General features: G+C 60.8%; 22 protein-coding genes. 12 read left to right on the plus strand and 10 right to left on the minus strand.

From position 1 onward, the window contains the following. Positions 1–72: 72 nt before the first annotated feature. Positions 73–495 (minus strand): OsmC family protein, encoded by a 423-nt coding sequence (locus tag ACX0MV_RS19930; RefSeq protein WP_458984246.1) that lies wholly within the window; start codon positions 493–495, stop codon positions 73–75. A gap of 233 nt (positions 496–728) precedes the next feature. On the opposite strand from ACX0MV_RS19930, the gene crp reads away from it, so the two are divergent. Next, positions 729–1,373 (plus strand): cAMP-activated global transcriptional regulator CRP, encoded by a 645-nt coding sequence (gene crp, locus ACX0MV_RS19935; protein WP_458984247.1) that lies wholly within the window; start codon positions 729–731, stop codon positions 1,371–1,373. A gap of 52 nt (positions 1,374–1,425) precedes the next feature. On the opposite strand, the gene trpC is transcribed toward crp, so the two are convergent. From trpC to rpe, 6 genes are all read right to left on the minus strand, one after another. Next, on the minus strand, positions 1,426–2,262 hold the full coding sequence (trpC, locus tag ACX0MV_RS19940; RefSeq protein ID WP_458984248.1) for an indole-3-glycerol phosphate synthase TrpC: 837 nt from the start codon (positions 2,260–2,262) through the stop codon (positions 1,426–1,428). Continuing rightward, positions 2,259–3,305, minus strand: coding sequence for an anthranilate phosphoribosyltransferase (gene trpD / locus ACX0MV_RS19945; RefSeq protein ID WP_458984249.1), 1,047 nt, complete (start codon positions 3,303–3,305; stop codon positions 2,259–2,261). The genes trpC and trpD overlap by 4 nt, the downstream gene beginning before the upstream one ends. Next, positions 3,302–3,898 carry an aminodeoxychorismate/anthranilate synthase component II gene (locus ACX0MV_RS19950; protein ID WP_458984250.1) on the minus strand — a complete coding sequence of 199 codons (597 nt, stop codon included), beginning with the start codon at positions 3,896–3,898 and terminating at the stop codon, positions 3,302–3,304. The genes trpD and ACX0MV_RS19950 overlap by 4 nt, the downstream gene beginning before the upstream one ends. An 11-nt stretch (positions 3,899–3,909) precedes the next feature. Then, positions 3,910–5,418 carry an anthranilate synthase component I gene (gene trpE, locus ACX0MV_RS19955; protein WP_458984251.1) on the minus strand — a complete coding sequence of 503 codons (1,509 nt, stop codon included), beginning with the start codon at positions 5,416–5,418 and terminating at the stop codon, positions 3,910–3,912. A gap of 267 nt (positions 5,419–5,685) precedes the next feature. Further along, positions 5,686–6,378: a phosphoglycolate phosphatase gene (locus tag ACX0MV_RS19960; RefSeq protein WP_458984252.1), complete on the minus strand. Its 693-nt coding sequence runs from the start codon at positions 6,376–6,378 to the stop codon at positions 5,686–5,688. Further along, positions 6,375–7,049 (minus strand): ribulose-phosphate 3-epimerase, encoded by a 675-nt coding sequence (gene rpe, locus ACX0MV_RS19965; protein ID WP_458984253.1) that lies wholly within the window; start codon positions 7,047–7,049, stop codon positions 6,375–6,377. Before rpe ends, ACX0MV_RS19960 begins: the two co-directional genes overlap by 4 nt. A gap of 132 nt (positions 7,050–7,181) precedes the next feature. On the opposite strand from rpe, the gene ACX0MV_RS19970 reads away from it, so the two are divergent. Beyond that, entirely contained in the window at positions 7,182–8,192 is a 1,011-nt protein-coding gene (locus ACX0MV_RS19970) for an alpha/beta hydrolase family protein (protein ID WP_458984254.1), read from the plus strand. A 13-nt stretch (positions 8,193–8,205) separates the two neighbouring features. On the opposite strand, the gene ACX0MV_RS19975 is transcribed toward ACX0MV_RS19970, so the two are convergent. From ACX0MV_RS19975 to ACX0MV_RS19985, 3 genes are read right to left on the minus strand one after another with little or no spacing between them, the layout of a single operon-like run. After that, positions 8,206–8,967 carry a TerB family tellurite resistance protein gene (locus tag ACX0MV_RS19975; protein WP_458984255.1) on the minus strand — a complete coding sequence of 254 codons (762 nt, stop codon included), beginning with the start codon at positions 8,965–8,967 and terminating at the stop codon, positions 8,206–8,208. Between the two features lies 1 nt (position 8,968). Then, positions 8,969–9,640, minus strand: a complete 672-nt coding sequence (gene murU / locus ACX0MV_RS19980; RefSeq protein ID WP_458984256.1) for an N-acetylmuramate alpha-1-phosphate uridylyltransferase MurU — start codon at positions 9,638–9,640, stop codon at positions 8,969–8,971. Then, the gene (locus ACX0MV_RS19985; RefSeq protein ID WP_458984257.1) at positions 9,637–10,662 is read right to left on the minus strand and encodes an aminoglycoside phosphotransferase family protein; all 1,026 of its coding nucleotides are present in this window, start codon (positions 10,660–10,662) and stop codon (positions 9,637–9,639) included. Before ACX0MV_RS19985 ends, murU begins: the two co-directional genes overlap by 4 nt. Before the next feature lie 126 nt (positions 10,663–10,788). On the opposite strand from ACX0MV_RS19985, the gene ACX0MV_RS19990 reads away from it, so the two are divergent. The 10 genes from ACX0MV_RS19990 (at position 10,789) to ACX0MV_RS20035 (ending at position 23,755) form a co-directional block, all read left to right on the plus strand. After that, a complete protein-coding gene (locus ACX0MV_RS19990) occupies positions 10,789–13,557 on the plus strand; it encodes an LPS-assembly protein LptD (protein WP_458984258.1) in 2,769 nt (922 codons plus the stop codon). Beyond that, on the plus strand, positions 13,538–14,830 hold the full coding sequence (locus ACX0MV_RS19995) for a peptidylprolyl isomerase (protein ID WP_458984259.1): 1,293 nt from the start codon (positions 13,538–13,540) through the stop codon (positions 14,828–14,830). The genes ACX0MV_RS19990 and ACX0MV_RS19995 overlap by 20 nt, the downstream gene beginning before the upstream one ends. A 140-nt stretch (positions 14,831–14,970) precedes the next feature. Further along, positions 14,971–15,963 carry a 4-hydroxythreonine-4-phosphate dehydrogenase PdxA gene (gene pdxA / locus ACX0MV_RS20000; protein ID WP_458984260.1) on the plus strand — a complete coding sequence of 331 codons (993 nt, stop codon included), beginning with the start codon at positions 14,971–14,973 and terminating at the stop codon, positions 15,961–15,963. Between the two features lie 140 nt (positions 15,964–16,103). After that, a complete protein-coding gene (gene rsmA, locus ACX0MV_RS20005; RefSeq protein WP_458984261.1) occupies positions 16,104–16,907 on the plus strand; it encodes a 16S rRNA (adenine(1518)-N(6)/adenine(1519)-N(6))-dimethyltransferase RsmA in 804 nt (267 codons plus the stop codon). Between the two features lie 184 nt (positions 16,908–17,091). Then, on the plus strand, positions 17,092–17,472 hold the full coding sequence (apaG, locus tag ACX0MV_RS20010; protein ID WP_458984262.1) for a Co2+/Mg2+ efflux protein ApaG: 381 nt from the start codon (positions 17,092–17,094) through the stop codon (positions 17,470–17,472). Then, the gene (locus tag ACX0MV_RS20015) at positions 17,472–18,293 is read left to right on the plus strand and encodes a symmetrical bis(5'-nucleosyl)-tetraphosphatase (RefSeq protein WP_458984263.1); all 822 of its coding nucleotides are present in this window, start codon (positions 17,472–17,474) and stop codon (positions 18,291–18,293) included. The genes apaG and ACX0MV_RS20015 overlap by 1 nt, the downstream gene beginning before the upstream one ends. Further along, positions 18,290–18,619 carry a thiosulfate sulfurtransferase GlpE gene (gene glpE, locus ACX0MV_RS20020; protein ID WP_458984264.1) on the plus strand — a complete coding sequence of 110 codons (330 nt, stop codon included), beginning with the start codon at positions 18,290–18,292 and terminating at the stop codon, positions 18,617–18,619. Before ACX0MV_RS20015 ends, glpE begins: the two co-directional genes overlap by 4 nt. Before the next feature lie 277 nt (positions 18,620–18,896). Further along, positions 18,897–20,819, plus strand: a complete 1,923-nt coding sequence (locus ACX0MV_RS20025; protein WP_458984265.1) for a PrkA family serine protein kinase — start codon at positions 18,897–18,899, stop codon at positions 20,817–20,819. Between the two features lie 99 nt (positions 20,820–20,918). Then, positions 20,919–22,190, plus strand: coding sequence for a YeaH/YhbH family protein (locus ACX0MV_RS20030; protein ID WP_458984266.1), 1,272 nt, complete (start codon positions 20,919–20,921; stop codon positions 22,188–22,190). Next, positions 22,187–23,755, plus strand: coding sequence for a SpoVR family protein (locus ACX0MV_RS20035; protein WP_458984267.1), 1,569 nt, complete (start codon positions 22,187–22,189; stop codon positions 23,753–23,755). The genes ACX0MV_RS20030 and ACX0MV_RS20035 overlap by 4 nt, the downstream gene beginning before the upstream one ends. Positions 23,756–23,801 lie beyond the last annotated feature (46 nt).

The raw sequence follows: 23,801 nt of genomic DNA on the forward strand, positions 1-23,801 counted from the left end.
AGAGGAAGACAGCCCGCTGCCAGAGTTTGCAGCGGCTAGATGATAAAAGGGTGTCAGCGCCGAGCCGCTGTTTCAGCCGAGCTCGACGATTTCGTAGTCATGGCTGATTTCAACGCCCGCGCGACCAAGCATGATCGAGGCGGAGCAATACTTCTCGGCGGAGAGTTCGACGGCGCGCTTGACCTGCGCTTCTTTAAGACCCCGACCCTTGACCACGAAATGCAGGTGGATCTTGGTGAACACTTTCGGGTCTTCGTCGGCACGTTCGGCCTCGAGAAAAGCCTCGCAGCTCTCAACCGCCTGTCGGGATTTCTTGAGGATGCTGACCACATCAAAATTGCTGCAGCCGCCTAAACCGATCAACAGCATTTCCATCGGGCGCACGCCCAGGTTGCGGCCGCCGCTCTCTGGCGGCCCATCCATCACCACCGCATGGCCGCTACCGGACTCACCGATGAACAGGGCTTCGCCGGCCCATTGAACGCGCGCTTTCATTACTCAGGCTCCGCTGTTAAAAAGGAGCGCAGCTTAGCACAGCACTTTTGGCAGCCCAGCAAGGCACGGATAGGGCGGAGTTCCCCGGCTAGATGTTAGCCGCGTCGCAAAAATGCGGCCTTCTGCGGAGTGTTTGTTAAGCTGACGTCTGTTTACTGGCACACTTGTTTGGATAAAAAATTAAAAAATGCCGACCAGACAACGGCTTACTCTTATAAATTCGGGATTCGGGCATGGTTGCAATCACCCTCACACCAAAGATAAAAAATCTCGACAAATTACTCGCGCATTGTCACCGACGTCGCTACACCGCCAAGAGCACGATCATTTACGCAGGTGATCGCTGCGAAACCCTGTTCTTCATCGTCAAAGGCTCGGTCACTATCCTGATCGAGGATGATGATGGGCGCGAGATGATCATCGCCTACCTCAATGCCGGCGACTTCTTCGGCGAGATGGGCCTGTTTGAGAAGGATGGCAGCGAAAAAGAACGCAGTGCCTGGGTCAGAGCCAAGACGGAATGTGAAGTGGCCGAGCTCAGCTACACCAAGTTTCGCGAGCTGACCCTGCAGGATCCGGACATCCTTTTCGCCCTTGGCAGCCAGATGGCCGAGCGCCTGCGCAACACCACGCGCAAGGTCGGCGACCTGGCTTTTCTCGATGTCACCGGCCGGGTCGCGCGCACGCTGTTAGACCTGTGTAAACAGCCGGATGCGATGACTCACCCGGATGGCATGCAGATCAAGATCACCCGCCAGGAAATCGGCCGCATCGTCGGCTGCTCGCGGGAAATGGTCGGCCGGGTTCTCAAGGCTCTAGAAGAACAGGGCCTGGTCAACGTCAAAGGCAAAACCATGGTGGTGTTCGGCACCCGCTGAAGGCCACGCATAAAAAAACCGACGCTTGCGTCGGTTTTTTATGCCCGCTTTTTCAGTCGACATCCGGTTGCAGAACAACCCGCTTACGCCCCGGGAAAAACAGCCGCTCCAGTTCCACGCCCGGGTTTTCGGCGCGCATAAAGGCTTCGCCGACTAGAAACGCGTAAACCTGGCTGATCTCCATCAACTCGACGTCGGCGCGGTTGAGAATGCCGCTTTCGGTCACGACCAAACGATCGCGTGGAATGCGCGGTAGCAGATCGAGGGTGGTTTCCAGGCTGACGTCGAAACTGTGCAGGTTGCGATTGTTGATGCCCAGCAGCGGCGTATCCAAGGTTTTCAAGGCGCGCTCCAGCTCGGCGCCGTCGTGCACTTCCACCAGCACGTCCAGGTCAAAGGCTTTCGCCGTAGCAGCCAACTCGGCCATCAGCCCGTCATCCAGCGCGGAGACGATCAGCAGAATGCAATCCGCCCCGAGCGCGCGCGCTTCGATGATCTGATAGGGATCGATCATGAAATCCTTGCGGATCACCGGCAGCGAGCAGGCGGCGCGTGCTTCCTGCAGATAGCTATCAGCGCCTTGGAAAAAGTCCACATCGGTCAGCACCGACAAACAGGTGGCCCCGCCCGCCTGGTAACTGCGGGCGATCTCGGCGGGCACGAAATGCTCGCGCAATACGCCCTTGCTCGGCGAGGCCTTCTTGATTTCCGCGATCACTGCCGGCTGTTTGAGCCCAGCCTGGCGCAACAGCGCCTGGGCGAAACCGCGGGGCGCATCCGCCGCGCGAGCGAGCCGCTCGACTTCATCCAGAGCGACAACGGCGCGGCGTGCGGCGACTTCTTCAACCTTACGCGCGAGGATTTTTTCCAGAACGGTGGGAATGCTCATCCTTCACTCTCCTGCTTGAACACGGCGGTAAAGGACACCAGCTCGTCCAGCTTTTCCCAGGCCAGACCGGTATGTAACGCATCATGAGCAAGGTCGATACCTTGCTTGAGGCTCGTGGCATGGTCGGCGGCATAGAGCGCGGCGCCAGCGTTGAGCACGATCATCTCGGCCGCTTTCTGGCCGTTCTCGGTGCGGCGCTTGCCCAGCGCATCGCGGATCAGCTCCAGCGACTGCAGCGGTGTGTCCACCGTCAGGCCAATCAAACTCTGGCTCTTTATCTCGAAATCTTCCGGCTGGATCCGGTATTCGCTAACCAGCCCGTCCTTCAATTCAGCGACAAAGGTCGGTGCCGCCAGGCTGATCTCGTCGAGACCGTCCTGCGCATGCACCACCAGCACATGTTTGCTACCCAGACGCTGCAGCACCTCGGCCAGTGGCCGGCACAACGCCTGGCTGAACACACCGATCACCTGGTGCTCGACGCCAGCCGGATTGGTCATCGGGCCGAGCATGTTGAAGATCGTGCGCAGGCCCAATTCGCGGCGTGGGCCGATCGCATGCTTCATCGCGCCATGGTGCGCAGGCGCGAACATGAAACCCACGCCAACGCTTTCGACGCAGCGCGCTACCTGCTCGGGGGTGAGGTTGAGATACACCCCGGCCGCCTCGAGCAGGTCGGCGCTGCCGCTTTTGCCGGACACGGCGCGGTTGCCATGCTTGGCCACCTTGCCGCCTGCCGCCGCGACGACGAACGCCGCGGCCGTGGAGACGTTGAAGATGTTCATGCCATCGCCGCCGGTGCCGCAAGTATCGACCAGCCGTTCGGCGTTGATTCGCACCGGGGCGGCCAGCTCGCGCATGATCTGCGCGGCGCCGACGATCTCGTCGATGGTCTCGCTCTTCATGCGCAGACCCATGAGAAACGCGCCGATCTGCGCGTCGGTGCATTGGCCGGTCATGATGTCGCGCATCACGTCCTGCATTTCCGCGGTGGACAGATCGAGCTGATTAACCACCCGATTCAGGGCTTCCTTGATATTCATCCGCGCACGCCTCCTTGTTGCTTGAGGAAATTGGCAAAGAGCTCGTGGCCCTGCTCAGTCAGAATGGACTCCGGGTGAAACTGCACGCCTTCGATATGTAGGGTCTTGTGGCGCAGCCCCATGATCTCGTCGACCGAGCCGTCTTCCAACTGAGTCCAGGCGGTGACTTCCAGACAGTCCGGCAACGTTTCGCGCTTGACCACCAGGGAATGGTAGCGGGTTACGGTCAGCGGATTGTTCAAACCGGCAAAGGCACCCAGGTCTTTGTGAAAAACCGGGCTCGTCTTGCCGTGCATCACCTGGCGGGCACGCACCACATCGCCACCGAAGGCCTGACCGATGCTCTGATGCCCCAGACAGACGCCGAGAATCGGCAGCTTGCCGGCAAAATGCGTAATCACGGCCAGCGATACCCCGGCCTCGGTCGGCGTGCAGGGTCCCGGCGAGACCACGATGCGCTCGGGCTGCAGCGCCTCGATCTCGGCGACGCTCAGCTCGTCGTTGCGGATCACTTTCACGTCAGCGCCGAGTTCACCCAGGTACTGCACCACGTTGTAGGTAAAGGAGTCGTAGTTATCGATCATCAGCAGCATGGCGGAACTCCTCAACGGTCGGTCTGGGCAGGGGTGGCTTGTTCGGAGGCGGTTTGTTCGGCCAGCGCCACGGCGCGGAACATCGCCCGGCGTTTGTTCAGCGTCTCCTCCCACTCCAGCGCCGGCACCGAGTCGGCGACGATCCCCGCGCCGGCCTGGACGTGCAACTCGCCGTCCTTGATCACCGCAGTGCGAATGGCGATCGCCGTATCCATGTTGCCGTTCCAGGCCAGGTAGCCGACGGCGCCGCCATAGACGCCGCGCTTGACCGGCTCCAGCTCATCGATTATTTCCATCGCACGAATCTTCGGCGCACCGGACAGGGTGCCGGCCGGCAAAATGGCGCGCAGTGCGTCCATCGCGGTCAGCCCGTCTTTCAGCTGACCGGTGACGTTGGACACGATGTGCATGACGTTGGAATAGCGCTCGATCACCATCTTCTCGGTCAGCTTGACGCTGCCGGTGCTGGCAACCCGACCGACATCATTGCGCCCCAGGTCGATCAGCATCAGATGCTCGGCGACTTCCTTGGCGTCCGACAACAGATCCTCTTCCAGAGCCTGGTCAGCCTCCTCATTGGCGCCGCGCGGGCGGGTGCCGGCAATCGGGCGAACCGTAACCAGACCGTCCTCCAGACGCACCAGCACTTCGGGCGAGCTGCCGACCACGTGGAAGTCGCCGAAGTTGAAAAAGTACATGTAGGGCGTCGGGTTAATGCAACGCAGCGCCCGATACAGGTCGATAGGCGCGGCCTTGAAAGGGATCGACATGCGCTGGGAGATTACTACCTGCATACAGTCGCCGGCGAGGATGTACTCCTTGATCGCCTTGACCGCATTTTCGTAGTCATCGCGTTTAAAGCTGGAAATGAAATCCGGCTCGGCACCCGCCGGCGCGGCCAGATCTACGCCAAGGCGCGGGGTAATCGGCTGACGCAGCTTGTGCAGAATCTCCTGCAGCCGCGCCTGCCCTTGTTCGAGGGCGCCCTCCTCGTCCGGATCGGCGAGGACGATCGCGTGCATCTTGCCGGCGAGGTTATCGAACACCACCACGGCATCAGACACCATCAACAGCACATCCGGCGTGCCCAGCGGGTCGGGATTGACGCCAGCCGCGAGCTTGGGCTCGACATAACGCACGCTGTCGTAACCGAAGTAGCCCACCAGACCACCATTGAAACGGGGCAGGCCTGCAAGCGTCGGCACCTTGTAGCGATCCTTGAACTGCTCGACGAAGGCCAGCGGGTCTGTGCAGTGGTGGCGCTCTACTTCGCGACCCTCCACGCTGACGCTGACCTCGTGACCATAAGCGCGCAGCACGGTACGTGCTTGCAAACCAATGATCGAATAGCGCCCCCACTTCTCGCCGCCTTGGACAGACTCCAGCAGGTAGGTGTTGGCCTGGTCGGCCAGCTTCAGATAGATGGACAGGGGTGTATCGAAATCCACCAGGGTTTCACAGGCAACAGGAATGCGGTTATAGCCGGCAGCGGCTAAACGCAGGAATTCTTCGCGGGTCATGATCAGCCTCGTGGCTTGAGGGGTATACGGTCGTGTGCAAACGCGCCGACTGAGCGGCCAAGATCAGGTCAGAGGCGCCAGCGCCAACGGGCCAGGGCCTTGATGATTTTCATACCGGTTCTTGCGGACCAGCGCGTGCAGGTAACCACCACGGTGCTCTCTTTGGCGGGATTGAAGTCCGGCCACACTAGCGCAGGCCATTGGCCGAATCAACCGCCACCACCGGGATAACAGGACATTGGCGCAACGAGGCGCGGCACGCCGACGCTATCGCGATACGGCCATCAGCTCGCGCAAATCGTCCAGCACCCGCGCCGGGTTTTCTTCGGCAACGGGGCGACCATGGTTATAGCCGTAACTGACCGCGACACAGGCTACGCCAGCGGCCTTGGCGGCCAGCACATCGCTGCGCGAATCGCCGATGAATAATGATTGCGGCGCCGTTGCGCCAGCGAGCGCCATGACATGCAGCAGCGGAGCAGGATCGGGCTTCTGCCGGGGCAGGCTATCGCCGCCGACAGTCCAGCGGAAATATTCGGCCAACCCCTTCTCGGCCAGCAACGGTGCGACGAATCGCTCCGGCTTGTTGGTGACTACCGCCAGCGGAATCGCGCAGGCGCGAAGCCAGTCGAGTGTCTCCACCACGCCTGGATAAACCTCCGTCAGTTCATGGTTGTCCGCGTAAGCCTGCAGAAATAACGCGAGGGCCTGGTCGGCCTCAGACTCCGCGACATCCACGTGGTGCAGGCCGCCAGCGAGAGCCCGTCGTATCAGCACGCGCGCGCCATTGCCGACCCAGTGACGCACCGACTCAACGCCTGCTGGGGCGCGGCCGAGCGCGAGCAAGGTGGCGTCCACCGCGGCCGCCAGGTCCGGTACCGAATCGACCAGCGTGCCGTCCAGGTCAAACATCACCAGCCGCGGTAGCTGCCCGTCGAACAGCTCATGCAGCGGCGTCAACCGCGCACCTGCGCCAGCTCGGCCCGCATGGCGTCGATCACTGCCTTGTAGTCCGGCTGATTGAAGATCGCCGAGCCGGCAACAAAGGTATCAGCGCCGGCTGCGGCGATTTCACGGATGTTCTGTACGTTGACCCCGCCGTCGATCTCCAGACGGATCTGCCGGCCGCTGGCGTCGATCAACGCACGCGCCTCGCGCAGCTTGTCGAGGGTATGGGGAATGAATTTCTGCCCGCCAAACCCTGGGTTAACGCTCATCAGCAGGATCATGTCGACCTTGTCCATCACGTGCTTGAGCACGTCCAGCGGCGTCGCCGGATTGAACACCAGGCCGGCCTTGCAACCGCCGTCACGAATCAGCTGCAGCGAGCGGTCGATGTGCTCGGAGGCTTCAGGGTGGAAGGTGATATAGCTGGCGCCCGCCTCGATGAAGTCGCCGATGATGCGATCCACCGGCTTGACCATCAGGTGCGCATCGATCGGCGCAGTGATGCCGTACTTGCGCAGCGCGGCGCAGACCATCGGGCCGATGGTCAGATTCGGCACATAGTGGTTGTCCATCACATCGAAGTGCACGATGTCGGCCCCAGCAGCAAGGACGTTATCCACTTCCTGCCCCAGGCGGGCAAAGTCGGCGGAGAGGATCGACGGGGCGATGGCGAAGGGTTGCATGGCGCACCTCAGAGGGGTTCACGAAGGCGCGCATTGTACCAGCCCGGCATGCGTTCGAGCGCCACCGCGCCGGCCTGACAAAGGCCGAGCAAAACGGCTAGGCTGAACCGAATATCCGCTGGAGAAGTCATCATGCCCTTGCGCCATCGCTACGTTGCTCTTTTTCTGCTGCTCGCGGGCTTGCATGTCCAGGCACAGGAGGAACCGCCCGCCGACGACGCAGCCGCGCCACCCGCAGCGCAGGAGCGCGCACCGCTAGAAGAGCGCAGCCAGGCCACCGCCACCGCGCTGACGCAGCAAGTGGAAACCGCCGAGCAGCAACAGTTGCAGACACCTGACGAGACTTTTCTCGCCCTCTGGCTGCCGGCTAATGTGGGCAAGCCGAGCGGGGTGGTGATCATCGTGCCGGGCGATAGCGAAAGCGCCGACTGGCCGAATACGGTGGGGCCGCTGCGGCAGAAATTGCCCAACGCCGGCTGGCACAGCCTGAGCCTGATGCTGCCCGACCCCAACCAGCCCTATCTGCCGCCGCGAACCAGCGCCGCAGTTGCCGACACGCCAGCACCTGCAGGCGAGCCAGCACCCGCCGCCGAAACACCTCCGGCGCAGGAGCCCGCTGCAGGCGAAGACGCCGGCGCCGATACCGCTGCAACGGACGCAAGCGAAGCAGCGCCAGCCCCTGTATCGGACGACCCGGAAACTCAGCGCAAAAATCATGCAGCGCGGATAGCGGCTCGTATCGACGCCGGCATCGCCTTCGCCATACAGCAACAAGCCACCAGTATCGTGCTGCTGGGCCATGGCAGCGGCGCCTACTGGGCAGCGCAGTACCTCGCCGAACACCCGGCCGCACCGGTGAAGAATCTGCTGCTGGTCGCCGCCGAGTTACCGGCTGGCTATGGCCCAGCACTGGATGAATTGATCCCGGGCCTGAAGCTGGCCACCGGCGACTTCTATTACAAGGATCAACTGGCTGATCGCCAGGCGGCGCTCAAGCGCATGCATGCGAGTAAACGGCATCAGCATCCCGCTTACGTTCAGATCGCGATGAAGGCGTTGCCCGGCAATCCGCCAGCCGAGCAGGAGCAGCTCTACCGGCGTATTCGCGGCTGGCTGACCCAGCATCTGCAACCGGCGAGATAGGCACGACGCAGCCTTAACGAAAGCCGTGGCGCTGGCGAATCAGGCCATAGGCCTGGTGCAGCTCGCGGGTTTTTTCGGTCGCCTCGCGCACCCGCTCGGGGTTGGCGCCACTGCCGGCAAGCTTGTCCGGATGGTGCCGGCTGAGCAGACGCCGGTAGGCGCGCTTGATCTGTGCCGGCTCGCTGTCGGCCGCCACATCGAGCAGGCGCAGAGCGGCCTGATAGCTACTACCACCGGCTGTGGCGATGGGCGCGGATTTGGGTGCATAGGCACTCCTCATCGCGTCCTGACTGGCTGGCGAAATGTCCAACCATTCGCCCCACAGCAGGATCAGCTCGCGCTCTGCCTGGCTCACCTCGCCATCCACCCAGGCCATGCGCCAGCAAGCACGCAACAGGGCTTCTGCCTGCATCTGCTGGCGCACCAGCGGTGCGCGCAAGTTGTCGCGCCCGGTCTTGCCGCGGGCAAAGGCCTCGATCGCGCGGCGCTGCGCGGCTTCATCCAACCCGAGACGCTGCATTTCCGCGCGCGCCTGCCGGATATGAACCTGCAGCACCCTGCCGTCGCATTTGGCCAAGCGCCCGAGCAGCACGAACAGCAACTCGTCGTCACCCGGCAGCGCCTTGCCGCCCATCCTGACACGCAGGTCGGCCCAACTACGCAAACGCAGACGGCGGTCCAGTACCTGCCCCAGCAGCCCACCCAGCAAGGCGCCCGGAATATCGGCGATGGCCCAACCGGCAACGGCGCCGAGCAGCGTCACCGGCCAAATCATCTCAGCGCTCCTGCGCGAGCAGACGCTCGACATCGGCGAGACGCTCATGGGTACCGACATCCACCCAGCGTCCGGGGAAGTGTTCGCCGGTCACCTGCTGCTCCGCCATGGCGCGGCGCAGCAAAGGTGCGAGCTTGAATGCCTCGGGCTTGGCGCCGAGGAACAGCTGCGGCGACAGCAGCGCGATTCCGCTGTAGGTGAGGCTGGCCTGATCGGCGCAAGCGTCTTGAACGCGCCCGTCGTGCAGGTAGAAATCCCCCGTGACGTGGTGCGCAGGGTTATCGACCAGCACCAGGTGGGCCATCCCCGTCAGCGGACGGTGCAAATCAGCGAATGGGTAGTCAGTGAAGATATCGCCGTTGACCACCAGAAACGGCTCCTCGCCCAGCAGCGGCAACGCGCGGTAGATGCCGCCGCCGGTTTCCAGCGGCTCGCCTTCCGCCGAATAACGGATGCTCACGTCATACCGCTCACCGTCCCCTAGGTAGTCCTCGATCTGCTGGCCGAGCCAGGCGTGATTGATCACCAGTTCGCGAAAACCGGCGGCGGCCAACGCCCGCACGTGGTACTCGATCAATGGCACGCCAGCGGCCCGAACCAGTGGTTTGGGTGTATGGAGCGTCAATGGGCGCATGCGCTCGCCTTTGCCCGCAGCCAGAATCATCGCCTTCATGCCGACGTCTCCACCCCACGTGGCAGACTCACCAGCAACTCGTGCAATTCGGCCAGCTCGGGCCGACGCGCCAACACCTCCTGTATGTAGGCAAAGAAGCGCGGTACATCGCCCAGGTACTTGGGTTTGCCGTCGCGGTAGCAGATGCGCGCGAATATGCCGATCACCTTGAGGTGACGCTGCACGCCCATCAGGTCGCTGGCGCGGAGGAATTCCTCCACGTCATCCTGCACCGGAATGCCCCGTACGCGGGCCTGCCGCCAATAGTCCTGCAGCCAGCCACGCACCCGTGGCTCCGGCCAGCTGAGGAAGGCGTCCTTGAACAGACTGGTGATGTCATAGGTCACCGGGCCGTACACGGCATCCTGAAAGTCCAACACCCCCGGGTTGGGCTCGCTCAGCATCAGGTTGCGCGGCATGTAATCGCGGTGCACCAGCACCTGCGGCTGCGCCAGTGCGCTGTCGATCAACACCTGGCAGACCCGTTGCCAGGCGGCCAGCTGAGATTCGCTCAACGTGACGTTGAGGTGATGTTGTATGTACCAGTCGGGAAACAGCTGCAGCTCGCGGCGCAGCAAGGCGTCGTCATAAGCAGGCAGCGGCGTGTCCATCGGCAGTTGCTGGAAACTCAGCAGGGCGTCAATGGCGTCGGCGAATAACCGATCGGCATTTTCCGGATCAATCACGTCCAGGTAGGTGTGTCGCCCCAGGTCATCGAGCAGCAGAAAGCCCCGTTCCAGATCCGTGGCCAGAATGGTCGGTACATGCACCGCTGCACCTGCGAACAAGGCGGCGACCTTGACGAACGGGCGGCAGTCCTCCTGTGGCGGCGGCGCATCCATCACAATTAAGGTACGGCCACCCCCTTCCCAGCGAAAATAACGGCGAAAACTGGCATCGCTGCTGGCAGAGGTCAGGCCCGCCGCTGGAACCGCCCCCCAGCCACGGCTGGCGAACAGCGGCGGCAGCTGCTTGGCGAGCCATTCTTCAAGGTCTTGCAGGCGTACATCTTCATCGGGCATTGCGAGGTCTCCGACGGCGCTAGCCGTTGTGCGGGTCATGCTTTATTATCCAGCATCTTTTTCAGCCCATCGAGAGGCGTGCGGCCCCCGGGCCTATAGCGCGCAGGAAGCCCGGAAAAAAATAAGATGGCAGTAAAATACCCCGCGTTCCGTAAGAAATTCCCATTTCTGGTCACAGCTGGCTTGTTGGCTATGCAGCCGATGGCAAGCCAGTTTGTCGTTGCTGCCGAGCAGTATGACTGCAAGGCTGCCGCAACGGGTGGCTGGGCATGTTCGCCCAAAACCACCAACGCCGCACTGCCAGCACGCCCGGCACCACGCGATACAGCGCTGAGTGCGAACGGTGATGCAGAAAGCGAACCCCGTGAAGCCAAGGCGGCCGGACCTATATTGGTCACTGAAAGCCGTGGCAAAGGTCTGAAATCACGCAGCGTCGACTACAGCCATCTGGACTGGGTCCCGCGCGAAGAGCTGACAGCCGCTCAGCTGGCTGAAGCCGGTCCTTATTGTGCGGGCGCCTATGTCGAGCCTGCTCGCCCAGGCATGAACGACCAGACGCCGATGTCCGAAGCGCCAATGTTCGTTTCCGCCAAAGCCTCGCGCTATGAGCAGGAACAACAGGTGGCCACGCTGGCCGGCGATGTGGTGCTGCGTCAATCGAGCATGCAGATCGAGGCCGACGAAGCCAACCTGCGTCAGGCAGAAAATCGCGGTGAGCTGATTGGCAATGTGCGCCTTCGCGACCAGGGTGTTCTGGTAGTCGGTGATCGCGCCGAACTGCAACTCGATAATGGCGAAGCCAAAGTCGAGAACGCCGAATACGTGATGCATGAAGGCCATGTGCGCGGCAACGCGCTTTATGCCAAGCGTGACGAAGCTGCAGTGATCCGCTTGAAGGACGGCACTTATACGAGCTGTGAGCCTGGCAGCAACGCCTGGCACCTCAAAGGCAACAACATTACCCTGAACCCGGCCACCGGTTTTGGTACTGCGACCAACGTGACGTTGCGGGTGAAGAACATCCCGGTGTTCTATACCCCGTACATCTATTTCCCGATCGATGACCGTCGCCAGTCCGGCTTCCTGCCGCCGAGCATCAGCAGCTCAAGCGACAACGGCCTGACACTGCAAACGCCTTACTATTTCAACCTGGCTCCCAATTACGACGCCACGCTCTACCCGACCTACATGAGCGATCGCGGGTTGTTGACCGAGGGTGAGTTCCGCTACCTGACCAAGAGCAGCGAAGGCCAGGTCGGCGCAGCCTACCTCAGCGACAGCAATGATGATCGCAAGCTGCAATCAGAGTATGAAGATCAGCGCTGGGCGTATAGCTGGCAGCACAAACAGGGCCTCGATGCCCGCCTGCTGGCAGAGGTCGACTACACCGACATCAGCGACCCGTACTATTTCCAGGATCTGAGCACCGATCTCGGCATCAATACCACTAGCTACGTCAACCAGCGCGGCACCCTGACCTATCGGGGCGACAGCTATACCGCGCGCCTGAACGCCCACGCTTATGAACTGGCAACCATCACCGATATCACGCCGTACAACCGGTTGCCGCAGATCACCCTGGACGGCAAGCTGCCGTTCGAGCCGGCTGGCCTTAACTTCAATTACGGCACCGAGCTGGTTCGTTTTGATCGCGACTTGCGCTCAGGAAACTTCATCAAGGAAGACGGCGTGGTGGAACAACCCTGGTACGACACCCGGGTTCGCGGTCTGGCCCGCGCAAATGGTGAGCGCTTGCACCTGGAGCCGAGCGTTAGTCTGCCACTCGAGTGGAACTGGGGCTTCGTCAAGCCGCAGGTCAAATATCTGCAGACCAACTATGATCTGAGCCTTGATCAGCAGGGTGAAAATACTCTGCTCGCCGAGCAGGAATACAAAAGCAGTCAAAGCCGCGGCATTGGCATGTTCAGCGTAGACAGTGGCCTGTACTTCGACCGCAATACCGAATACTTCGGTAAAGGCTACCGGCAGACCCTGGAACCCCGGCTGTTCTACCTATACGTGCCGGAAGAAGACCAGACCGACATTCCAATATTCGATAGTAGCGAAACCACCTTCAATTACGCTTCGCTGTGGCGGGAAAACCGCTTCTCCGGCAAAGACCGTATCGGCGATGAAAACAAGCTGTCGCTGGGGGTAACCAGCCGCTGGATCGAAACCAACGGCTTCGAACGCCAGCGCTTCAGCATTGGCCAGGCCTTCTACTTCGAAGACCGCCAGGTACAACTGCCGGGCATCGACTACCGCACCCGTTCGGACTCGACGGCTTCGGTATCGCCTTACGCACTTGAGTACCTGTATCGCTTCAACCGCGACTGGCGCTTCAACTCCGACTTTAACTGGGACCCGGACACTCGTCGCACTCGCTCGGGCAGCGCAATGTTCCACTACCAGCCGGAAGCTAATCCGAACAAGGTGATTAACGCCGGTTATCGCTACCGCAACGACACCGTGCGTTATGACCAAACCACAGGTAACTGGGTTGTTGGTGGCGGCGACTACGGTACGCCTGGCTCGCCCAATTACATCAAGGACTACTACAAGATCAGCCAGCACGATTTCTCGGTCATCTGGCCGATCGTGCCGCAATGGAGCGTGATCTCCCGCTGGCAGTATGACTACAGCCGCAACCGCACCCTGGAAGCCTTCGGCGGTTTCGAGTACGACAATTGCTGCTGGAAGCTGCGGCTGATCAACCGGTACTGGATCGACTATGACGAAGTCAGCCTGAACCCCTCGCTCAATGATGAGCCGGACCGCGGGATTTTCCTGCAGATTGTTCTCAAGGGCCTAGGCGGCGTGGTTGGCAATAAAGTCGAGACATTCCTCGACGACGGCATTCAAGGTTATCGTGAACGTGAAGATCAAGCTTTCTGACTCCATCCGCCCACTCTTGCTGGGCGCGCTGTTTCTGGGTACTGCAGCGCAGGCCGCGGTGCAACCGTTGGACCGAGTTGTCGCGATCGTCGACAACGACGTCATCATGCAGAGTCAGCTGGACTCACGCGTGCGTGAAGTACAGCAGACCATCGCCAAGCGTGGTGCTGAGGCTCCTCCCGAGGACGTGCTCAGCCAGCAGGTGCTCGAGCGACTGATCATCGAGAACATTCAGCTGCAGATTGGTGATCGCTCCGGCATTCGCATCGCCGATGAAGAACTCAATCAGGCCATCGGCACCATTGCTCAGCGCAACGGCATGAGCATCGAGCAGTTTCGTGCGGCGCTGACCAGGGATGGCCTCTCCTACGACGAGGCTCGTGACCAGGTGCGCCGTGAGATGATTATCAGCCGCGTGCGCCAGCGCCGGGTGGCTGAGCGCATTCAGGTAACGGATCAGGAGGTGCAGAACTTCCTGGCGTCCGACCTCGGCAAAATGCAGCTTTCGGAAGAATTCCGCCTGGCTAACATCCTTATACCGGTCGAGGAAGGCGCTTCGCCTGAAGCCATTCAAGCTGCCGAACGCCAAGCCCAAGCGGTGTATCAGGAGCTCCGCCAAGGGGCCGACTTCGCCCAGATGGCAATCGCGCGCTCAGCCAGCGAAACCGCCCTGGAAGGCGGCGAGATGGGTTGGCGCAAGGCAGCCCAGCTGCCTCCGCCGTTCGATTCGATGATCGGCAGCCTGCCGGTTGGCGAAGTGACTGAGCCAATTCGCACACCCGGCGGCTTCATCCTGCTCAAGCTGCTCGAAAAGCGCGGCGGAGAAACCCTGGTTCGCGACGAAGTCAACGTCCGTCACATCCTGATCAAGCCGAGCGAGATCCGCAGCGAAGCGGAAACCAAGCGCCTGGTCGAGCGCCTGTACGAGCGAATTGTCGCAGGTGAAGACTTTGCCGAACTGGCGAAAAATTTCTCCGAAGACCCTGGTTCGGCACTGAATGGCGGCAACTTGAACTGGATCGACCCCAACGCGCTGGTGCCCGAGTTCCGCGAGGTCATGAACAACACGGCTAGCGGCGAACTGTCGAAGCCGTTCCAGAGCCCGTACGGCTGGCATGTGCTGCAGGTCATGGGCCGCCGTGCCACCGATAGCAGCGAACAGTTCCGCGAGCAGCAAGCCATGAACCTGCTGCGCAATCGCAAATACGATGAGGAACTGCAGGCCTGGTTGCGTCAGATCCGTGACGAAGCCTATGTCGAGACCAAGCTCTGACAGGCTGAATCCGGCGTACTATCAAGCCCGGCTCCATGCGCATCGCAGAGTCGGGCTTTTTTTCGCCAGCGAATACGTTTAGTCAGCTAAACCCTTGAACCCCGCGCCACGCGTTTTGGCGCACCCATCGAGAGGCCATCATGACCGCTTCGAGCCTATTCGCATTGACTCCCGGCGAGCCTGCAGGCATCGGCCCGGACCTGTGCCTGGTGCTTGCGCGTACCGCACAACCGCAGCCGATCGTCGTGATCGCCAGTGAGAAGCTACTGGCAGAGCGCGCCCAGCGACTCGGTCTGAATATCCGCTTGATTTCCTGCGAACCGGGCGACTGGCCCCGGCAAGCTGCGCCTGCGGGAAGCCTGTATGTATGGGATACCCCCCTCGCCGCTCCTGTCGTGGCCGGCCGACTGGACCCGGCAAACGCCGCGTACGTACTGGAGACGCTGATTAGAGCGGGTCAAGGCTGCATCGACGGCGCGTTCGCGGGAATGATCACCGCACCAGTGCACAAGGGCGTAATCAACGAGGCTGGCATCGCCTTCTCTGGGCACACCGAGTTTCTGGCCGAGCTTACCCAAACCGAGCAGGTGGTGATGATGCTCGCGACTCGAGGTTTGCGGGTCGCGCTAGTGACCACCCATTTACCGCTAAAGGACGTCGCAGCGGCTATCACCGCAGAGCGGCTGAGCCGGGTTGCACGCATCCTCGATGCCGACCTGCGCGGTAAATTCGGTATCGCCCGGCCACGGATTCTCGTCTGCGGTCTTAATCCGCACGCAGGCGAAGGCGGCCACCTGGGCCGTGAAGAAATCGAAGTCATCGAACCGACGTTGGAAACACTGCGCGGCGAAGGTCTGGACCTGATAGGTCCGCTACCGGCCGACACGCTGTTCACTCCGAAGCACCTCGACGCCTGCGATGCGGTCCTGGCGATGTACCATGACCAGGGCCTGCCGGTGCTCAAATACAAGGGTTTCGGCGCGGCGGTGAATGTCACCCTGGGCCTGCCGATCATCCGTACCTCGGTCGATCACGGCACAGCACTCGATCTCGCAGGCACCGGCAGGATCGACAGCGGAAGCCTGCAGGTCGCGCTGGAAACTGCATACGAAATGGCTGCCAGCAAAGCCTGATCTCAACCAATCATCACCCTCTTGCCATAGCTACCGGGCCGATGTCTTGAGGCTTGGCGGCGCTTCACTGTTAAACTGCCGCGCTTTTCCTCATGCGTAAATCGCTTCAAGCACGCGGCTTGAAGCCTGGAGTGGCCTGAATGCCCGAATACCAACACCGCGCCCGCAAGCGCTTTGGCCAGAACTTCCTGCATGACGCCGGGGTGATTCACCGCATCCTGCGCGCGATCCACGCCCGCGAAGGCGAGCGCATGCTGGAAATCGGCCCTGGACAGGGCGCCTTGACCGAGGGTCTGCTGGACAGCGGCGCGCAGCTCGACGTGATCGAACTGGACCGCGACCTGATCCCGATTCTCAACGACAAGTTCGCCGCGCAGCCACGCTTCCAGTTGCACCAGGGCGATGCGCTGAAATTCGATTTCACCAGCCTCAACCCGGCCAGTCATAGCCTGCGCGTGGTGGGCAATCTGCCCTACAACATTTCCACTCCATTGATCTTCCACTTGCTCGACAACGCCGTCTTGATCCGCGACATGCACTTCATGTTGCAGAAGGAAGTCGTCGAGCGCCTCGCCGCAGAACCCGGCGGCGGCGATTGGGGTCGGCTGTCGATCATGGTGCAGTATCACTGCCGCGTGGAGCACCTGTTCAATGTCGGCCCTGGCGCCTTCAACCCGCCACCCAAGGTCGACTCGGCTATAGTTCGACTGGTACCGCATGAGGTGTTGCCCCATCCGGCGAAGGATCACCACCTGCTTGAGCGGGTCGTGCGCGAGGCCTTCAACCAACGTCGTAAGACCTTGCGCAACACGCTCAAGGCGTTGCTCACGGCCGAGGCCATCGAAGCCGCCGGGGTGGATGGCAGCCTGCGTCCCGAGCAGTTGGATCTGGCCGCATTTGTGCGCCTGGCGGACGTACTGGCTGCTCAATCAAGCAGCGAGTGACTGCAGTAGCCGATAAAAAACTGGCCACAACTCCTGCGGCCAGTGGTCAGATGCAGCACGGCCAGGTCGCATCATCGTGCTCAGCGAGTTGCCAATATGCAGCAGCCGCATTGCGCGGCCTGAGCACTTCAGCTTCGGACGGTCTTTAGGACCGCATACACGCAACGGATATAAGCAGGTTTGCATGTCAGATCCTCGTTACCAAGTTGACGTCAGCGTCGCCACTCGCTACCTGCCCGAGCAGTCGGAGCCGGAACAGAACCGTTTTGCTTTCGCCTACACAGTTACCGTAACCAACAATGGTCAATTATCGGCGCAACTGCTGTCACGCCACTGGGTGATCACCGATGGCGACGGCCGGGTGCAGGAGGTACGCGGTGCCGGAGTGGTGGGCGAACAACCGCACATCGCCGCGGGACAGAGCCACACTTACAGCAGCGGGACGCTCATGGCCACGCGGGTGGGCATCATGCAGGGCAGCTACCAGATGCTCGCCGAGGACGGCAAACGTTTCGACGCCAGCATCGCGCCCTTTCGCCTAGCGGTGCCGGGAGCCTTGCACTGATGGCGACTTACGCCGTTGGCGACCTGCAAGGCTGCTTGCAACCGCTGCAGTGCCTGCTGGAACGGGTGGCCTTCGACCCAGCCAAGGACCGCCTGTGGCTGGTCGGTGATCTGGTCAACCGCGGCCCGCAGTCCCTCGACACCCTGCGCTTTCTGTACGGCATGCGTGATGCACTGACCTGCGTGCTCGGCAACCACGACCTGCACCTGCTTGCGGCCGCGCACAATATCGAACGGCTGAAAAAGAACGACACGCTGCAGGAGATTCTCGAAGCGCCCGACTGCGCCGAGCTGCTCGACTGGCTGCGCAGGCAAAAACTGCTGCACTACGACGCCGAACGCAAAACCGCCCTGGTCCACGCGGGCATCCCGCCGCAATGGACACTGCAAAAAGCATTGAAACGCGCGGCCGAGGTGGAGCAGGTGCTACTCGACGACGCGCGCCTGCCGCTGTTCCTCGACAGCATGTACGGCAATCAGCCGGACGTGTGGGATAAAGACCTGAGCGGAGTCGCGCGCCTGCGGGTGATCACCAATTACTTCACCCGCATGCGCTTCTGCATGGCAGACGGCACCCTCGACCTGAAAAGCAAGGAAGGCATCGACACCGCCCCCTCCGGTTTCGCCCCCTGGTTCAGCCACTCCCAGCGCAGCACCCGCGGCATAACCATCATCTTCGGTCACTGGGCAGCCCTTGAGGGTCGCTGCAGCGAACCGGGGGTAATAGCGCTAGACACCGGCTGCGTATGGGGCGGCGCCATGACGTTAATCAATATCGACACCGGCGAGCGCCACAGCTGCGCGTGCGAGGAGCAACCATGAGCGAATTCAAACGTATCGTCCCATTGCAGGCGCAGACCCTGCGCGCGCAGGGCGCGGTGGTGGTGGATATCCGCGATGCGCAGAGCTTCGCGAATGGCCATATCAGCGGCTCGTTGCATTTGGATAATCACTCGCTGCATGACTTCATCCGCCAGGCCGACCTCGATCAGCCATTGATCGTGGCCTGCTACCACGGCAACTCCAGCCAAAGCGCAGCGGCTTACCTGGTAGGCCAAGGCTTTGCCGACGTATACAGCCTGGACGGCGGGTTTGAGCTGTGGCGCGCAACCTACCCGACGGAAACCGAGCAAACCCCGCCCGAGTAAAAAATTTAATACCCCTCAGCCCCCGCCAGTCGTGGCCTGCCGCGCCAACCGGTCAGCCAGTAATATCCTGTTATCGTTGATCGACCCTTGACCTTGCCGATTACGAACTATCCTTTAGTTCAGGCCATCCAAAACAAGGTAGAGCCGGCCAAGCGGCATAACGGGCCATCGGTATCATCTTAGGAGTCTGGGGGGCTTCCAGCCATGCAAGTGGCGGCTTCCAGTTGCTCACACGACCGATCCCCACCCGGCTCCACGTATCGAGCGAGGTGAAGTCATGAGTATATTCAGCCACTTCCAGCAACGTTTTGAATCGACTCGCCAGGAGGAGTGCTCCCTTCAGGAGTACCTCGAGCTCTGCAAGCAGGATCGCAGTGCCTATGCCAGCGCAGCCGAACGGTTGCTGATGGCTATCGGCGAGCCCGAGCTGCTCGACACGTCTGCTAACTCACGGCTATCGCGCATTTTTTCCAACAAGGTGATCCGCCGCTATCCGGCTTTCGCCGACTTCCATGGCATGGAAGAGTGCATCGACCAGATCGTTTCCTACTTCCGCCATGCCGCCCAGGGTCTGGAAGAGAAGAAGCAGATCCTCTATCTGCTCGGCCCGGTCGGCGGCGGCAAATCTTCGCTGGCCGAGAAGCTCAAGCACCTGATGGAGAAGGTGCCGTTCTACGCCATCAAGGGCTCCCCGGTATTCGAATCGCCCCTCGGCCTGTTCAACGTGGCCGAAGACGGTGCCATCCTCGAAGAGGAATACGGCATCCCACAGCGCTACCTCAACAGCATCATGTCGCCCTGGGCGACCAAGCGCTTGCAGGAGTTTGGCGGCGACATCAGCCAGTTTCGCGTGGTCAAGCTGTACCCTTCGATTCTCAACCAGATTGCCGTCGCCAAGACCGAGCCGGGTGACGAGAACAATCAGGACATCTCGGCACTGGTCGGCAAGGTGGATATCCGCAAGCTTGAGGAATATCCGCAGAACGACGCCGACGCTTACAGCTACTCGGGCGCCTTGTGCCGGGCCAACCAGGGCCTGATGGAATTCGTCGAGATGTTCAAGGCGCCGATCAAGGTGCTGCACCCACTGCTGACCGCGACCCAGGAAGGCAACTACAACAGCACCGAGGGCCTGGGCGCGATCCCCTATAGTGGCATCCTGCTCGCCCACTCCAACGAGTCGGAATGGCACAGCTTCCGTAACAACAAGAACAACGAGGCCTTCATCGACCGCATTTATATCGTCAAGGTGCCTTACTGCCTACGGGTCAGCGATGAGATAAAGATTTACGACAAGCTGCTGATCAACAGCTCACTGTCCAAAGCCCATTGCGCGCCAGATACCCTGAAGATGCTCGCGCAATTTTCAGTCCTCAGCCGCCTGAAAGAGCCGGACAATTCGAACATCTATTCGAAGATGCGCGTTTATGACGGCGAGAACCTCAAGGACACCGACCCCAAGGCCAAGTCGATTCAGGAGTACCGCGACACCGCCGGCGTCGATGAAGGCATGAACGGCCTGTCGACCCGCTTCGCCTTCAAGATCCTCTCCAAGGTGTTCAACTTCGATCCGCACGAGATCGCTGCCAACCCAGTGCACCTGCTCTACGTACTGGAACAGCAGATCGAACAGGAGCAGTTCCCGGCCGAAACCCGTGAGCGCTACCTGCGCTTTATCAAGGAGTACCTGGCGCCGCGCTATATCGAGTTTATCGGCAAGGAAATCCAGACCGCTTATCTGGAGTCCTATAGCGAATATGGGCAGAACATCTTCGACCGCTACGTGCTGTACGCCGACTTCTGGATTCAGGATCAGGAATACCGCGACCCGGAAACCGGCGAGATCCTCAATCGCGTGGCACTCAACGAGGAACTGGAGAAGATCGAAAAACCGGCCGGGATTAGCAACCCCAAGGATTTCCGCAACGAAATCGTCAACTTCGTGTTGCGCGCACGGGCCAACAACAACGGCAAGAATCCGACCTGGCTCAGCTACGAAAAGCTACGGGTGGTGATCGAGAAGAAGATGTTCTCCAACACCGAGGACCTGCTGCCGGTCATCAGCTTCAACGCCAAGGCGAGCAAGGAAGACCAACAGAAGCACAACGACTTTGTCACTCGCATGGTCGAGCGCGGCTACACCGACAAGCAGGTGCGCTTGCTGTCCGAATGGTATCTGCGGGTTCGCAAATCGCAGTAACGCAGCCCTAAGCAGCAAGCCTTAGATTGCATCGAGCCGGCCCGCGATGGTCGGCCGCGCAGCCTGCGGCTTGTGGCGTGCAGCTCCTCGGAGGGGCCCATGAGCTATGTGATTGACCGACGCTTGAACGGCAAAAACAAAAGCACGGTGAACCGCCAGCGTTTCCTGCGGCGTTACCGTGACCACATCAAGAAGGCCGTGGAAGAGGCCGTCAGTCGGCGCTCCATTACCGACATGGAGCACGGCGAACAGATCAGCATTCCCGGCCGCGACATCGACGAGCCCGTGCTGCACCATGGCCGCGGCGGCAAACAGACCGTCGTGCACCCGGGCAACAAGGAGTTCACCACCGGTGAACGCATCCCACGCCCACAAGGCGGTGGCGGCGGGCGCGGCGCAGGTAAAGCCGGTAACTCCGGCGAAGGCATGGACGAGTTCGTCTTTCAGATTACCCAGGAAGAGTTCCTCGATTTCATGTTCGAGGACCTGGAGCTACCCAACCTGGTCAAGCGTCACCTGACTGGCAGCGACACCTTCAAAACCGTGCGCGCAGGCATCAGCAACGAAGGCAATCCCTCGCGCATCAATATCGTACGAACCCTGCGCTCCGCCCACGCCAGGCGCATCGCGCTGTCCGGCAGCAGTCGTGCGAAGTTGAAGGCCGCAGTGGCCGAGCTGGCTCGTCTGAAAATCGAAGAGCCGGACAATTTCGGCGATATCCAGCAGCTCGAAGCGGAAATCAGCAAGATTCAGGCGCGCATCAAGCGCGTGCCCTTTCTCGACACCTTCGACCTCAAGTACAACCTACTGGTGAAGCATCCCAACCCAAGCTCGAAGGCTGTGATGTTCTGCCTGATGGACGTCTCCGGTTCCATGACCCAGGCCACCAAGGACATCGCCAAGCGTTTCTTCATCCTGCTCTACCTGTTTCTCAAGCGGAACTACGACAAGATCGAAGTGGTGTTCATCCGCCACCACACCAGTGCCAAAGAGGTCGACGAGGAGGAGTTCTTCTACTCGCGCGAAACAGGCGGCACCATCGTCTCCAGCGCGCTCAAGCTGATGCAGGAGATCATGGTCGAGCGTTACCCGATCAACGAATGGAATATCTATGCCGCGCAGGCATCGGATGGCGACAATTGGAATGACGATTCGCCGATCTGCCGGGACCTCCTGGTCAATCAGATCATGCCGTTTGTGCAGTACTTCACCTACGTTGAGATCACCCCGCGCGAGCACCAGGCGCTGTGGTTCGAGTACGAGCAGGTCAGCGCCGCCTTTGCCCAGACCTTCGCCCAGCAGCAGTTGGTGACGCCTGGCGATATCTATCCCGTATTCCGCGAACTGTTTCAGCGGAGGCTTTCGACATGACCCATGCCAGAGACAAACGGCGTCAGCCGATCTCCACCGGCTCGGAATGGACCTTCGACCTGGTGCGCACGTATGACCGCGAAATCGGCCGCATTGCCGAGCGCTATGCGCTCGACACCTACCCCAATCAAATCGAAGTGATCACTGCCGAGCAGATGATGGATGCCTACGCCTCGGTCGGCATGCCGCTGGGTTACCACCATTGGTCCTATGGCAAGCATTTCCTCAGCACCGAGAAATCCTACAGCCGTGGCCAGATGGGCCTGGCCTACGAAATCGTGATCAATTCCGACCCTTGCATTGCCTATCTGATGGAAGAAAACACCATCTGCATGCAGGCACTGGTGATCGCCCATGCCTGCTACGGGCATAACAGTTTCTTCAAGGGCAACTACCTGTTTCGCACCTGGACGGACGCCAGTTCGATCATCGACTACCTGGTATTCGCCAAGCAGTACATTATGCAGTGCGAAGAGCGCCACGGCATCGATGCGGTTGAAGACTTGCTCGACTCCTGCCACGCACTGATGAATTACGGCGTGGATCGCTACAAGCGGCCCTACCCCATTTCAGCCGAGGAAGAACGACGCCGGCAGAAGGACCGCGAAGAACACCTGCAGAAGCAGGTCAATGACCTGTGGCGCACTATCCCCAAGAGTGCGAGCAAAGGCCAGGACCAGGACAGCAAGCGCTTCCCGGCTGAGCCGCAGGAAAACATCCTGTATTTTCTCGAGAAACATGCGCCCCTGCTGGAGCCCTGGCAGCGCGAGGTGATTCGCATCGTGCGCAAGATCGCCCAGTACTTCTACCCCCAGCGCCAGACCCAGGTGATGAACGAAGGCTGGGCGACGTTCTGGCATTACACCTTGATGAATGACCTGTACGACGAAGGCCTGGTGACCGACGGCTTCATGATGGAATTCCTGCAGTCGCATACCAGCGTGGTCTATCAGCCGCCGTTCGACAGCCCGTATTACAGCGGCATCAATCCGTACACCCTAGGCTTTGCCATGTACCGCGACATCCGCAGAATCTGCGAGGCGCCGACCGAAGAAGACCGGAAATGGTTTCCCGATATCGCCGGTAGCGATTGGCTGACGACACTCAAGTTCGCGATGAACAGCTTCAAGGACGAGAGCTTCATTCTCCAGTACCTGTCGCCCAAGGTGATCCGGGACCTGAAGCTGTTCAGCATCCTCGATGATGACCAGAAGGACGAACTGCTGGTCCCGGCCATTCATGACGAGCCCGGCTACCAGAGCATTCGCGAGACCCTGGCCGCGCAATACAACCTGGGCAATCGCGAGCCAAACGTGCAGATCTGGAGCATCGATCGCCGTGGTGATCGTTCGCTTACCCTGCGTCATCAGCAGCACGACCGCAAACCGTTGGGCAACTCGACTGAAGAGGTGCTCAAGCACCTGCACCGCCTCTGGGGTTTTGACATCCACCTGGAGGTGCTTCAGGGCGAGCAGCTGATCAGCGTGCATCACGTACCGGCCAAAGCCGAAGCTGCCCATGACAAGGAGCAGCCGCGGCTCGACCTGATCATCCCGCCCATTTAGCCTGCGGCCGACAAATAGGGCGCTTGCAGACCTCTCATTGTTATAA

The sequence above is a fragment of the Pseudomonas cistanchae genome, from assembly GCF_054483635.1.